Below are 13,153 nucleotides of genomic sequence, written 5' to 3'. Positions count from 1 at the left end.
TAGGCGGAACCCTCTCCTAAAGCAAATTAGAATAGGTTAGTTCTTATTTTGTAAGTACCAGACCGTAATTTCCATACGTGATTTAAAGTTTAATTTTTTCAATAAACTTTTCACATGTACTTTGACAGTACTATCCATAATATTTAACTGACGACCAATGAGTTTATTGGAGAGGCCTTGTGTCAGTAAATCAAAAATTTCCTGCTCTCTTGGTGTTAACAGGTTTAGATCGTGAGCGTCTTCCTGGTCTTCTTTATTACGAATATGATTAAAGATGATTTGTGAGATAGTTTCATTCATCATCACTTTTCCGTCAGCGACTTTTTGTAGTGAAAGTAAGAAGTCTTCCGGCTCCATATCTTTTAATAAGTAGCCATCAGCGCCGTTTTTAAGTGCGGTAATAATATCCTGCTTATCATCAGACACCGTAAACATAATAATGCGGCTGGTGATATTTTTTTCTCTTAATGCCAGAATAACATCCAGTCCACTGATATCATGCAAATTAATGTCCAGCAGAATGATATCCGGTTCTAATTGTTCTGCCTGAATAATGCCTTCTTGCCCTGTCCCTGCCTCACCAATCACATGAAACTGACTGGCTGAACTAATCAGCTGCTTAACACCATTACGTAGCATTGGGTGGTCGTCGATAAGCAAAATAGTGGTTTCTAATTGTTCCATGTTATGTCCTAAATAAGATTGACCGGGATCAGGGTTGGCTCAGGGTGCTCTTTAAAGGTAATAGTAATAGTTGTACCTTTATTTGGTGCGCTATCAATATTAAAGAAACCCTGTAGCAGTTCGGTTCTATCCTTCATGATGATTAAACCATAGTGATCATCTTTTTTCCAATTTTGTGGTAACCCTGTACCGTTATCCTGAATGGTCAGTGCCATAATGTGGTTATCTTGCACTGTAAATTTAATATTAACTGTAGTGGCCTTGGCATGTTTATAAATATTATTCAGTGCTTCACGGATAATCTGTAGTAAGTGAATTGCATGCTGACTATCAATAATTTGTAACGGTAATTGATAATCCAGATTAATTTGAAAACCCAGCTTTTGATTAAACTCATGAATAATGTCCTGTAAACTGGCCAAAAAGCCTGTGCGATTTACTTTTAACCTGAAGGTTGTGATTAATTCTCTCAATTGAGAATAAGCGACATTGATCTCTTTACGCATGGTTTGTAATAAACGTTCACTTTCTTCATCAGTAACACTTTTTTGCATTTGCAGGCAGCTAATATTTATTTTTAAACAGGAAAGGGACTGAGCAATGGAGTCATGTAGCTCTCTGGCGATAGCCGAGCGTTCTTTCATCAGTAGCAACTGTGTTTGGTATTCAGTTTGACGTTCAAGCATGAGAGTCATTGTCATCTGTTCGATAACAGTGGTTATTAGCTGCTCTTGTTCTTCACTTAATGACATTTCTTCTGGTTGTAGAGCTGTGACTAAGCCATATTTTTCGTCATTATCCTGTAGATACCAGCTGCGTTTTATTACTCTCTCAGGCAAGGGTTTAGAGTGAATTAAGCATGCAGAACAATGTTGATTTTGACAGTAAGATTCTTTCTTATCCTGGTCATAGCGGATTAAGTGATATTCCTCAGGATCATTAGATTCGTAAAAACGAATCTGAAAACGGCTTAGTGGTGTCAGTTGTTCCAGGTTTTGCAGAATTACTAAAAAACGTTCACAGATAGGCTGTTGAGTATGTAGCTGCTGAATAGAACGATATAAGAACGTTACAATATCATTTTTAGTTTGTAGTTCATTGGTTTTCTCATTAACTCGTTGTTCTAAAAGAGAGTATTGTGACTCAATTTCGTCTGACATACGGTTGAAGGCTTGTCCCAGTGAATCAAACTCATCTTGTCTTTTATGAGTAATTTGAAAACGAGACTTAAAATCGTGCTTTGTGATCGACTCAGCCAGATACATCAAATGTTTTAATGGGCTAAGCAGGTGCTGTCTTAAATAGTAAAGCAGCGCGATTAAAAATAACACGATAAAAATAATGAAACCAATTTGTACCTGTCGGATGGTTTCGATCTGCTGTTCGGTTTTTTGGTCAATAGCATGTACCAGACGATCAACTTGTGCGACGAAGCTGACGATTTCACTCCTGACTTCTGTGATACTGGTCGCGTTTTGAATCTTAGTAGCCAGTTGATTACGCCACTCTGATTGTAATTGATTAAAGTCGTCCATTAGTTCATAACGACTGAGTAACTCTTGATATTCTGTCTCAAGCGGAATATCGGTAAAAAGTGAAATATAGTGATAATCATCAGGCTTTAAAGGTACCAGAGAGAGCAATTGATAACTTTTCATTCTGAGCAAGCCCAGCTGATTGATCATGTATGCACTGCCTTTAGTCTCGTTAGCGATACGAGCAGAAATAAATAGCGCAGCCAAGGCGATAGCGCCCAGCAGCAACACTAATAAGGTGAGCCGATTGACGATAGAAACAGAAGAAGCGGCTTTTTTGTTCATGCATACTTTCCAGTAACAACAATTATCAGCAGTTATTTTAACGGAATTTAGGTCAGGTAGAAATAAAAAAGGCCAGATTACTGGCCCTCAATATGATGGTTCATTTTTATTATTGTTATTCGGTATAGATGATTTCACCTTTTGGCTCAAAATCACTTACTTTAATTGGCGAATGTTTTTCAAAGTATTGTTTGATGACATCTGCTTCCATAAAGCCGGTGTCAACATAAGTTGAAAGAGTATTGATCGCTGGATAACCATCACCGCCTAAACCGATAAAGTTTTGTGTTACTAAGCGGTAAGTTTTATTTAGATCAAGTGGCTCACCTTTGATTTTAACATCACTAATATTTTGTCCGTCAGCGACTAAACTGACATTAGCAAACTGGGCATAGGCACCAGAACCTTTTGATTTGTTTGCAGCAACGGTTAAATAATCAAATAGTTCACTACCTTTCATATCGGCATAAACGACAGTATTAGCAAATGGTTGAACACGTAAAATATCACGATAAGTAATGTTACCTTCGATTAATGAATCACGAATCATACCACCGGTCACAATACCAACATCAGCATTAGTTCTTTCGATATGAGAAGCAAGAATTAGTTCACCTAAGTTAGTTTGTTCAGAACGAACTTTACTGCGCTCACCTTCAAAGCGTCCGTCAATACTACCTACAACGATAAGTAACTTCTCTTTTCCTTTTTCCTGATATGGAGTCAGGAGTTCAAGCATATCCTGATTTTGTGAAATTTGTTCAGTATAGTATTGTAGTTTACCTACACCATTTTCATCCTGAACTTCTTTCATCAGATTGATTGGAACTAGTTTATAGCTGTTAAGTGTTAGCTCGCCATTGATGAAAGTAAAGTCAGCACGGCCAACGTATTTACCCCATTCATGAGCTTGCATAATCCATGTTCCATTTTGTTGGTCAGGTTTACACTCAGTACCCGGAACATAGTTGGCATCTTTCACGTTTTCAGCAACCATACAGACCGGATCTTGTGAATGCCCACCGATGATCATATTAAGATAACCTGCTGGTAATGTACGAGCCAGTTCTACGTCACCTGGTGCATTCGAACCGTGTTCACCATTATCGTAATGTCCCATATGGGTAACCGCAATAGTGATATCTGGCGCTTGAGTCTGACGTAAGTCTTCAATCACATTTTTTGCTTCAGGCGCAGGTAAACGGAAGTCGAAATCTTGTGTATATTTAATATCACTGATAACTGGTGTATCTTCAGTGGTTAAACCGATAATCGCGAATTTAATATCTTGTTGGTTAAATAGTGCATAAGGTTCAAAAACCCGAATACCGGTACTTTTTTCATAAATATTGGCTGATAAAAACGGGAAGATCGCCCATTTTTGTTGCTGACGAATCACTGAAATATCGTTATCAAATTCGTGGTTACCAACAGCCATCGCGTCATAACCTATCAGATTCATACCCATAAAATCAGGCTCAGCGTCCTGAATATCTGACTCAGGCACACCTGTATTAATATCACCACCAGAGAGCACAAATAAGATGCCATCGTTTGCTTTGACTTCTTCACGGATATTATCGATCACGGTTTTTTGTGCTGCTAAGCCATATTCACCGATCTCGCTTTGCCAGAAATGACCGTGATGATCATTGGTATGCAAAATAGTGATTTGATAAAGTTTGTCTTTTTCCCACGCCTGGGTACCCATTGAGACTAACATCACAAGCGTCGAGATTAAACCTAAACAAGGTTTACGCCAACGAATTGCCATAATAAAAGCCCTCTGTTTGTTAATAAATATATCTATGTTTATATATAGAAGACCGGCAGGTGATCTGCCGGTTTGACTCATACTTAATTAATTCTTAGCTATTTATTGAAGAAAGTGGTTTAGAGCCATTTTCTTTAGCTGATTTTTGCCACATCTTAACACCATTTAGAGCGATGAATGTCAGGATTGCATATTCAATTGCCATCGCGTAAACACCTTGTAGAGAGAAGATAACAATTGAGATCAGATTAATGATAACCCAAATGATCCAGTTCTCAACATATTTACGTGTCATCAGAATTTGTGCCACAATAGAAAGAACCATCATTGTTGAGTCCCAGAATGGATAAGCATCAGGCTCAAGTTCAGGCATAGTGATGTTAAAGCCAACCGCATTTAAGCCATTTACGACGATATCGGTTAATACTTTAAATACCGGATCGATGTAAACAGTTAACAGACCAATGAATACTGCACAGATAATGATGGTAGTAATTAGTTTAGGAGCTGACATCCAGCGAGTTTTTAGTTCAACTTCTTGGGTACCTTCTTTCACTCGGGTCCATGCATACCAGCCATAGATATTAGCAATAAAGAAGAAAACTTGTAGCATTAAGCTAGCGTATAAATTGATTTGGAAGAAAATAATGGCGAATAAACTAACGTTAAGTAAACCAAATAAATAGTTAATGGTTTTTTCGATACTTGCTAAATAAATACATAATAACCCACAGATAGTACCAATGGCTTCGATATAAGACAGGTCATAGCCACCAGAACCAACCGGTATATGGACTAAAATATTGCTTGTACTTAGTAAATCTATCATTTCATATTCCTCTTAAAAGAGAGTTTATTTGGTGGTTGATTTTGAATCAGACAAAATAGAGTCTAATGCCAATATAATTTCATTTTTTTCGCCTTGCAGGCAGCTATTTTGTTGATCGACGTAGTTACTAATACCTTCTTCAACTTTTTCCTGATAACGTACCACAACATTTAAAATGGAAGCAGTGCGCATGCCAAGCATTTGCCCAATGACAAATAGTGGCGCGGTTTCCATATCTGCAGCCAGTACCCCATGAGCAGACCAATAATCACAAATTTTATCTTCTTTAGTGGTATAAAAACTATCGTGGCTACGAACAATGCCAGTAACAGAAGAAAAATTATTCTTTTTACTATTGCTTCTTAGATGATGGAGTAGTTCAGGACAAGGAACGGCAGGATATTGGATATCCATGTAGGTCTTTGATGTTCCCTCATCGCGCACAGCTCCACATGCTAAAACTAAGTCGCCCAGTTGTAAAGAGGGTTGTAATGCACCGCAGCTACCGATACGAATCGCATTTCTGACGCCAATATTGTATAACTCATGTAAGGCTATTGCTGTTGAAGGACCACCGATTCCGGTTGATACAACCAGAACTTCAATACCGTGATACCAACCGCGTAAAGAGCGAAATTCACGATTAAAAGTAAGATGCTCAACATTTTCTAAATAAGGCACAACACTATCCAGACGCTTATGATCACCAGGCAAAAGTACATATTTTGCCGCAGTCATCGTATCACTTAATAAGATGTGAGGTTGTACGTTGTTCATAATTGTTTCCTATGATGTATTACCAAGAAGTAATTTAATCAACATAGACTTTCTTCTTCTTATTGTGAGTTTTCTTATTCTTCTAGTCTGTGTTGATTAATAATAGTTACTTTATCCCCGTTGATCCCAATTGCCCCTGATTCTTTTAATTGTTGTAAGACACGGTTGATGCTGCGTATTGTCACAGCATATTGATCGCTGAGATTTTTCTTATTAACAAAGATTGTTGACTGTTTAGAAAGCTTCATTTCTTGTAGTAAGTATTGGCATACTCTTTGTTGTAAGCTATATAAACTGTCTTCGGCTGCTTTTTTAGCGAGCTGGTAATATTGTTGGCTAAACTTTAAAAGAAGTTGTCGATTAAAGTGACTATCAAGCTCAATCCAACGCAGGAAATGTTCCCGTGATATGTTTAATAAAGTCAAATCATCAGCTGCTTCGACTGTACTAACATAAGGTTTACGCTCAAAAATCTCTAATTCACCAATAATATCGCCAGTTTGGTATTGTGCTTGCAGATACTTTCTGTCATCAGCAGATTGCACATACACATTTATTTTACCGTCAATAACAATGTTAAATTCATCATAGATTTTATTCTGTTCAAAAATCACGGTACCTTTACTGAAATAATTTACTTTCCAGTGTTGCATCACTTCTAAAGGGCAACGTTTTACCAGTTCGAAAAGCTCAGACTCACTTTCCAGTTTGTCCAGAATAAGCAGCCAATGATTATTTTCTTTCTTTATCATAATGATATTCCCAAGTTAAGGTTTGGAATCTCTTTTATTATTAATAAAAATAATTATGACCTACCTATGATGTAAGCATAGAATAGGAAATAATAACTATTAAAGATAGGACGCGTGTCCGCTAATAATATTTATTTTTAGGCATTATTTTAATTATGATCAAAAAAATGGCATAAATGGGAGACATGCGTCTTTGCCAGATAAATATAACTGAGAATCAAAAAAATATCTTAATAAGTGATCTTTTTATTTATTTTCTGATCTTTTCGTAAACATTGCTTGCAAGTCTATTTAATTTTTCGTAAAATTCACGCCCTATATGATTAATCCATGCAGACAAAAAGTGAAAAATAGTCTGCTTATATATTGCGGAGTCAGGTATGTACGCAGTTTTCCAAAGTGGTGGTAAACAACACCGAGTTAGCGAAGGACAAGTCGTTCGCTTGGAAAAATTAGAAGTCGAAACAGGTTCAGAGATCGTATTCGACAAAGTTTTAATGGTAGCAAATGGTGAGAACATCCAAGTTGGTGCTCCGTTTGTTGATGGCGCAACAATTAAAGCAGAGATTGTTGAACATGGTCGTGGTGACAAAATTAAGATCGTTAAATTCCGTCGCCGTAAGCACTATCGTAAACAACAAGGTCACCGTCAGTGGTTCACTGATGTGAAGATCACTGCAATCGCTTAATAGGAGTAACGAACAATGGCTCATAAGAAGGCTGGTGGTTCATCACGTAATGGTCGTGATTCCCAAAGTAAACGTTTAGGTGTTAAACGTTATGGTGGTCAAGAAATTCTTGCTGGTAATATCTTAGTTCGTCAACGTGGAACTCAATTCCACGCAGGTGATAACGTAGGTTGTGGTCGTGACCATACTCTATTTGCACTAGTTGATGGTCAGGTTAAATTCGAAGTTAAAGGTCCTAAAAACCGTCGTTATATTAGCGTAGTAGCTAACTAATTTCGAATCGAATTAATGATAAGCCCCGCAATTTGTTGTGGGGCTTTTTGTTTGTAGTAAGATTGATCTTGGCAGACAATTGGCTAAACTGTGTAATGAGATATCATTATCAGGATAGGTCTATTACTGTAGTAAAAGCCTGATGACAGGTATACTTATCAACCAGAGAGATGGAGATAAGCATGAAATTTGTAGATGAAGCTTCGATTCGAGTTGAAGCGGGTGATGGCGGAAATGGCTGTGTTGGCTTCCGTCGTGAAAAATATATTCCAAAAGGTGGGCCTGACGGTGGTGACGGTGGTGACGGTGGTGATGTTTATTTCATCGCTGATGAAAACCTTAATACACTGATCGACTTCCGTTTTGAAAAAATGTACCGTGCTGGTCGTGGTGAAAATGGTCGTGGTTCTGAATGTACTGGCCGACGCGGTGATGATATTACGGTTAAAGTGCCGGTTGGTACCCGAATTACTGATAAATTCACTGGTGAGATTATCGGTGATCTTACCCAGAACCAACAACGTATTATGGTTGCTAAAGGTGGCTTCCATGGCTTAGGTAATGTGCGTTTTAAATCTTCAGTTAATCGTGCTCCGCGTCAAAAAACTGATGGTACGCCGGGTGAAAAACGTGACGTATTACTAGAGTTACTTTTACTTGCTGATGTAGGGATGCTTGGATTGCCTAATGCGGGTAAATCAACCTTTATTCGTGCAGTTTCTGCAGCAAAACCAAAAGTAGCGGATTATCCATTTACCACTTTAGTACCAAGTCTTGGTGTGGTGCGGATGGATAACGAGCAAAGTTTTGTGATTGCGGATATTCCAGGGTTGATCGAAGGCGCATCAGAAGGTGCAGGGCTTGGTATCAGATTCCTGCGCCACTTAGAACGCTGCCGTGTACTAGTTCATTTAATTGATATTGCGCCGATTGATGAATCTGATCCAATTGAAAATGCTAAAGTGATCATTCAGGAACTCGAGCAATATAGTGAAAAGTTGGCTCAAAAACCTCGTTGGTTAGTATTTAATAAAGTGGATATTTTAGGTGAAGAAGAGTCTGCTAAACGTGCACAAGCTGTGGTGGATGCACTTGGTTGGCAAGATAAGCACTACCTGATTTCAGCCGTAAATCGGGAAGGCGTTAAAGCCCTTTGCTGGGATCTGATGACGTTTATTAATGAGCACCCGCGCGAGTTAGAACAAACAGAACAACCGGCTGAAAAAGCAGAGTTTATGTGGGATGATTACCACAAACAAGCAATGGAAGAAGCCATGCTCGGAGAAGATGATTTTGACGACTGGGATGAGGAAGATGAAGAGGGTGTTGAATTTATTTATCGAAAAGATTAAATAAAGATAAAATAACACTTGCCATTTTAAATGATAATGATTATCATTTAAAAACTTTCCAGTATTCTTCAGGATCCTGAAAAGTATGACATTGCTCAACATTGCTTCCAATGTTTTCGCCAGCCTAATTTAGGCTGGCTTTTTTCTTTTAGTGATCTATATTTTGTAGATTCAATAAAATAAAGCCTTTTTCTCTACCCGCCTAAAATAAATAACAATATAAATTATCTCAGTAATAGTGAATATCCATGGTACAACGTGTGTTATTTATAAATTATTGTGTATAATCTAGTACATTGATGTAATGATAATTAGGACTGATTCTTGGGGAAGGTTGAATGATTCACCTGCAATCTTTATGGTTAAAGCCAGCAATTTTGGTTGGTGGAGCCATATTATCTTTTACACTTACTGCCAATACTGGTCGGATTGGGCTCGATTCAGTTATTCCAAGTAAAGATCAGGCAACGACTGAACTGGTTATTGAAGATCCATCAGTACTCATCCCTATGCTTAGAAGTGCTGCTGAAAAAGGGGATATTGAGGCGCAATATTCTTTAGCCAATATGTATAAGCAAGGAATTGGTGTTGAAGTCAGCGATGTGCGTGCTGTTTTTTGGTACCGTAAAGCGGCAGAACAAAATTCAGCAATTGCGCAGAATAACCTGGCTTATATGTATCAAAATGGTTTAGGTGTGAGTCGCGATTTAATACAGGCATTTAATTTATATAAATCAGCTGCTGACCAGAAGCTGGCCATGGCACAGTTTAATTTAGGTCTAATGTATAAAAATGGTGAAGGTACACCAAAAGATACCTTTAAAGCGATGGAATTATTCCAGTTAGCCGGCGCTCAAGGTGATATTGATGCACTGTTAAATCTTGGTCTGATGTACTACTTTGGTGATGGTGTGCGTCAAAATAAAGCAACAGCAGCTGACTGGTTTAGTAAAGCGGCAAGTGAAGGTAATGCTGAGGCACAGTACTATTTAGGGACAATGTCTGAAAAAGGTGATGGTATTACCGAAGACACCATTGCTGCTATCTATTTTTACACTGAATCTGCAGAGCGTGGCTACGTCCAATCTATGTATAATCTGGGTATCATGTATGCAATGGGAATTGGTACCCGCTTAGATAATTCTAAAGCGGCGTACTGGTTTACTAAAGCCGCTGAAGCAGGTAACGTTGATGCTCAATACAATATTGGCGTGATGTACGATGTAGGTGGTGGTGTGCCTAAGAGTCATGAAACCGCAGCTAAATGGTATATGGAAGCCGCAGAGCAAGGTAGTGTTGATGCACAGTACAATCTGGCGGTTAAATATCTGAGCGGTGAAGGTGTTGGTAAAAATAAAGGTCGTGCTATTTACTGGTTTACTAAGGCTGCCGATCAGGGTGATACGGATGCAAAAGAGTATCTGATTGAGCTACTTAAAGAAGATACCGAGAGTGAAGAGTAACCAAGAACTCTTTTCTTATCAGAATCATAGTAAATAAAAAAAGCCCGGTTAAGGGCTTTTTTGTTAACTAGTTTTAGATTAACCTGAGTTACGCATACCTGCAGCAATACCTGAGATGGTAATCATCAATGCTTGTTCCACAATTGGATTAGGCTCTTTCGCATTGCGTGAACGCTCAAGCAGCTCAACTTGTAATAAGTTAAGAGGCTCAATATAAGTATTACGTAATGCAACAGACTCTGCGATCCATGGCAGGTCTGCCATTAAACTGTCATCATCAGTAATTCTGAGCACGACCTGAATATCTTTTTCCAGTTGTTCACGTAACTGATCACCCAGTGGCCATAATGATTTATCTACCAGACGCTGCTCATAGTAAGCATTGATTTTTGGATCTGCTTTAGCATAAACCATTTCCAGCATACCCATACGTGTGGTAAAGAATGGCCAGTCATGGTACATCTCTTTTAATAGCGGTGCAGAACCCTCATCAAAAGCTTGTTGCAGAGCAGTACCAGCCCCAAGCCATGATGGCAGCATCAGACGGTTTTGTGTCCAGGCGAAGATCCATGGAATAGCACGTAAACTTTCAACGCCGCCACCAGTACGACGTTTTTGTGGTCTTGAACCCAGAGGTAAACGACCAAGTTCTGCTTCTGGTGTCACTGCTCTAAAATAAGGTACGAATTGAGGTTCTTCCCGAATAAAGTGTCGGTAGCAAGCACAAGATGAATCAGACATCTTGTCCATGATATCCCGCCAGCTCTGTTTTGGCTCCGGTGGCGGTAATAAATTAGCTTGTAAAATAGCGGATGCGTATAGCATTAAGCTACTCAGAGCAACTTCAGGCAGACCCAGTTTGAAGCGGATCATCTCACCTTGTTCTGTGACACGCAAACCACCTTTTAATGATCCTGGTGGCTGAGAAAGTAACGCAGCATGAGCAGGTGCACCACCTCGACCAATTGTACCACCACGTCCGTGGAACAGTGTCAGATCGATCTTCTCTTCTTCAAATGTTTTAACCAGTTCTTCCTGAGAACGGTACTGTGCCCATGAAGCAGCAAAGGTTCCGGCATCTTTGGCAGAATCAGAGTAACCTATCATCACCATTTGTTTACCGTTAATTTTTTCACGGTACCATGGGATATCAAGTAGCTGCTTCATAATGTCATTAGCATTATTCAGGTCTTCGAGTGTTTCAAATAGTGGAACTACCGGGATATGTTTAGTGCAACCAACAGATTTTAGTAGCAGATAAACAGCCAGCACATCTGATGGCGATTTTGCCATTGAGATCACATAAGCGGCAATTGAATCAGCTTCTGATAGCGCAATAACTCGGCAGGTATCAAAGACCTCTTTAACACTCTCTTCCGGCTGCCAGTCATGTGGTAACAACGGACGTTTTGATTGTAGTTCCTGAATTAAAAATGCCTGGCGTTCTTTTTCTGACCATGATTGATAACTACCAAGGCCAAGCTCTTTAGTTAGTGCATCTAACGCTTCGGTATGGAATGAGCTATCCTGACGTACATCTAAACGTAAGAGCTGTAGACCAAAACAACGAATACGGCGTAATGTATCAAGTAGTGGACCATGGGCAATTGTCGACATACCGCAATCAATCAGCGACTGGTAGCAAGTATAAAGTGGCGACCAGAGTTGATCATTATGAATAAGAATATCTTTTGGCTGAACAACAGACTCACCGTTAATCAGTGCAATCAGATAATCGTGAGTGGTTACTAACCGGGCTCTGAGTTGTTTCATCACTGCACGATAAGGCTCTGATACTTCAGGATTGCTAAGGAGATCTAAAACATCTTGTGAGCACTCACTCATGGAAAGCTCACGCACTAAGGTATGAATATCACCTAAAAATAATTCTACTGCTTTTAAGCGTGCTTGCAGCATCACTCTGGCTGTAATTCTGGCGGTAACATTTGGGTTACCATCACGGTCACCACCCATCCAGGAAGTAAATTTTACTGGTACCAGCTCAACAGGGAGTTGTTGGTCAAAAGCATGGACTAACTGATCGTTGAATTCTCTTAAGAACAGAGGCACACCTTCCCACAGACTGTCTTCAATAACAGAGAAGCCCCATTTCGCCTCATCCAGTGGTGTCGGACGATGCTTACGGATTTCGTCAGTATACCAGGCCTGACAAACCAACTGACGTAAACGACGCATAATACGATCTCTTTCATAATCAGCCAGATCATTGTGATCGAGTTGAGCCAGACAATTATTAATTGATGTATGGGTATTAATTAGGGTACGACGATTAATTTCTGTCGGATGCGCAGTAAGTACTAACTCAATAGAAAGATTTTCAATTGCTTGAGTAATATTCTCTTTAGAGAACTTCAACTCACTTAATGAAGTAAATAGTGATGCAAGTTGTTTTGGGCTATTGGCTGCTTCACCATGAGGTGAAATACCGTAATATTCGGCAGCAGTATTCGCTAAGTTTAAAAATTGGTTGAAAGCACGAGAAACCGGTAACAGCTCATCATCAGTTAAATTTTTGATGGTTTCAAGAAGCTCATCATGTGCTTTTTCATCACCTTCTTGCTGTGAGACTTTGGATAGCTGACGAATTTTTTCGACCAAGTTTAGGGTCTCTTTACCTGTTGCGCGTGTAATTGCGTCTCCGAGTAATGTTCCCAGCATATTGACATTACTTCGCATAGATAAATATTGTTTATCCATTATTGCCTCGAATGATTGGTTT

General features: G+C 39.1%; 11 protein-coding genes. 4 read left to right on the top strand and 7 right to left on the bottom strand.

Annotation, left to right across the window (positions count from 1 at the left end; genetic code table 11):
* Window positions 1–36: 36 nt before the first annotated feature.
* The 6 genes from narL to IPMB12_RS00990 form a co-directional block, all read right to left on the bottom strand.
* Complete coding sequence (gene narL / locus IPMB12_RS01015) at window positions 37–684, bottom strand: two-component system response regulator NarL (protein WP_166914077.1); 648 nt, start codon at window positions 682–684, stop codon at window positions 37–39.
* An 8-nt stretch (window positions 685–692) separates the two neighbouring features.
* Window positions 693–2,504 carry a nitrate/nitrite two-component system sensor histidine kinase NarX gene (gene narX / locus IPMB12_RS01010; RefSeq protein WP_166914075.1) on the bottom strand — a complete coding sequence of 604 codons (1,812 nt, stop codon included), beginning with the start codon at window positions 2,502–2,504 and terminating at the stop codon, window positions 693–695.
* Between the two features lie 115 nt (window positions 2,505–2,619).
* Window positions 2,620–4,227 carry a bifunctional UDP-sugar hydrolase/5'-nucleotidase UshA gene (gene ushA / locus IPMB12_RS01005; protein ID WP_166917646.1) on the bottom strand — a complete coding sequence of 536 codons (1,608 nt, stop codon included), beginning with the start codon at window positions 4,225–4,227 and terminating at the stop codon, window positions 2,620–2,622.
* Window positions 4,228–4,372: 145 nt separating this feature from the next.
* The gene (pnuC, locus tag IPMB12_RS01000; RefSeq protein ID WP_407704061.1) at window positions 4,373–5,104 is read right to left on the bottom strand and encodes a nicotinamide riboside transporter PnuC; all 732 of its coding nucleotides are present in this window, start codon (window positions 5,102–5,104) and stop codon (window positions 4,373–4,375) included.
* 27 nt (window positions 5,105–5,131) lie between these two features.
* Window positions 5,132–5,884 carry a nucleoside phosphorylase gene (locus tag IPMB12_RS00995; protein ID WP_166914071.1) on the bottom strand — a complete coding sequence of 251 codons (753 nt, stop codon included), beginning with the start codon at window positions 5,882–5,884 and terminating at the stop codon, window positions 5,132–5,134.
* 74 nt (window positions 5,885–5,958) lie between these two features.
* Window positions 5,959–6,636 (bottom strand): Crp/Fnr family transcriptional regulator, encoded by a 678-nt coding sequence (locus IPMB12_RS00990; protein WP_166914068.1) that lies wholly within the window; start codon window positions 6,634–6,636, stop codon window positions 5,959–5,961.
* 380 nt (window positions 6,637–7,016) lie between these two features.
* On the opposite strand from IPMB12_RS00990, the gene rplU reads away from it, so the two are divergent.
* The 4 genes from rplU (at window position 7,017) to IPMB12_RS00970 (ending at window position 10,413) form a co-directional block, all read left to right on the top strand.
* Complete coding sequence (rplU, locus tag IPMB12_RS00985; RefSeq protein ID WP_166914067.1) at window positions 7,017–7,325, top strand: 50S ribosomal protein L21; 309 nt, start codon at window positions 7,017–7,019, stop codon at window positions 7,323–7,325.
* 15 nt (window positions 7,326–7,340) lie between these two features.
* Complete coding sequence (rpmA, locus tag IPMB12_RS00980; protein ID WP_166914065.1) at window positions 7,341–7,598, top strand: 50S ribosomal protein L27; 258 nt, start codon at window positions 7,341–7,343, stop codon at window positions 7,596–7,598.
* Between the two features lie 182 nt (window positions 7,599–7,780).
* On the top strand, window positions 7,781–8,950 hold the full coding sequence (gene cgtA / locus IPMB12_RS00975) for an Obg family GTPase CgtA (RefSeq protein WP_166914063.1): 1,170 nt from the start codon (window positions 7,781–7,783) through the stop codon (window positions 8,948–8,950).
* A 338-nt stretch (window positions 8,951–9,288) separates the two neighbouring features.
* Window positions 9,289–10,413: an SEL1-like repeat protein gene (locus IPMB12_RS00970; protein WP_166914061.1), complete on the top strand. Its 1,125-nt coding sequence runs from the start codon at window positions 9,289–9,291 to the stop codon at window positions 10,411–10,413.
* Window positions 10,414–10,491: 78 nt separating this feature from the next.
* On the opposite strand, the gene ppc is transcribed toward IPMB12_RS00970, so the two are convergent.
* On the bottom strand, window positions 10,492–13,131 hold the full coding sequence (ppc, locus tag IPMB12_RS00965) for a phosphoenolpyruvate carboxylase (protein WP_166914059.1): 2,640 nt from the start codon (window positions 13,129–13,131) through the stop codon (window positions 10,492–10,494).
* Window positions 13,132–13,153 lie beyond the last annotated feature (22 nt).

The sequence above is a fragment of the Zophobihabitans entericus genome (assembly GCF_011745665.1).
GTDB lineage: Bacteria > Pseudomonadota > Gammaproteobacteria > Enterobacterales > Orbaceae > Zophobihabitans > Zophobihabitans entericus.
The sequence above is the reverse complement of the archived record's forward strand: the minus strand, read 5'-3'. Positions and strand labels throughout refer to the sequence as shown.

Excerpts from the sequence above, each read along its gene's own strand:
- cgtA (WP_166914063.1), top strand. The coding sequence starts at position 7,781 with ATGAAATTTGTAGATGAAGCTTCGATTCGAGTTGAAGCGGGTGATGGC.
- rplU (WP_166914067.1), top strand. The coding sequence starts at position 7,017 with ATGTACGCAGTTTTCCAAAGTGGTGGTAAACAACACCGAGTTAGCGAA.
- IPMB12_RS00970 (WP_166914061.1), top strand. The coding sequence starts at position 9,289 with ATGATTCACCTGCAATCTTTATGGTTAAAGCCAGCAATTTTGGTTGGT.
- IPMB12_RS00990 (WP_166914068.1), bottom strand. The coding sequence starts at position 6,636 with ATGATAAAGAAAGAAAATAATCATTGGCTGCTTATTCTGGACAAACTG.
- rpmA (WP_166914065.1), top strand. The coding sequence starts at position 7,341 with ATGGCTCATAAGAAGGCTGGTGGTTCATCACGTAATGGTCGTGATTCC.
- narL (WP_166914077.1), bottom strand. The coding sequence starts at position 684 with ATGGAACAATTAGAAACCACTATTTTGCTTATCGACGACCACCCAATG.
- narX (WP_166914075.1), bottom strand. The coding sequence starts at position 2,504 with ATGAACAAAAAAGCCGCTTCTTCTGTTTCTATCGTCAATCGGCTCACC.
- IPMB12_RS00995 (WP_166914071.1), bottom strand. The coding sequence starts at position 5,884 with ATGAACAACGTACAACCTCACATCTTATTAAGTGATACGATGACTGCG.
- ushA (WP_166917646.1), bottom strand. The coding sequence starts at position 4,227 with ATGTTAGTCTCAATGGGTACCCAGGCGTGGGAAAAAGACAAACTTTAT.
- ppc (WP_166914059.1), bottom strand. The coding sequence starts at position 13,131 with ATGGATAAACAATATTTATCTATGCGAAGTAATGTCAATATGCTGGGA.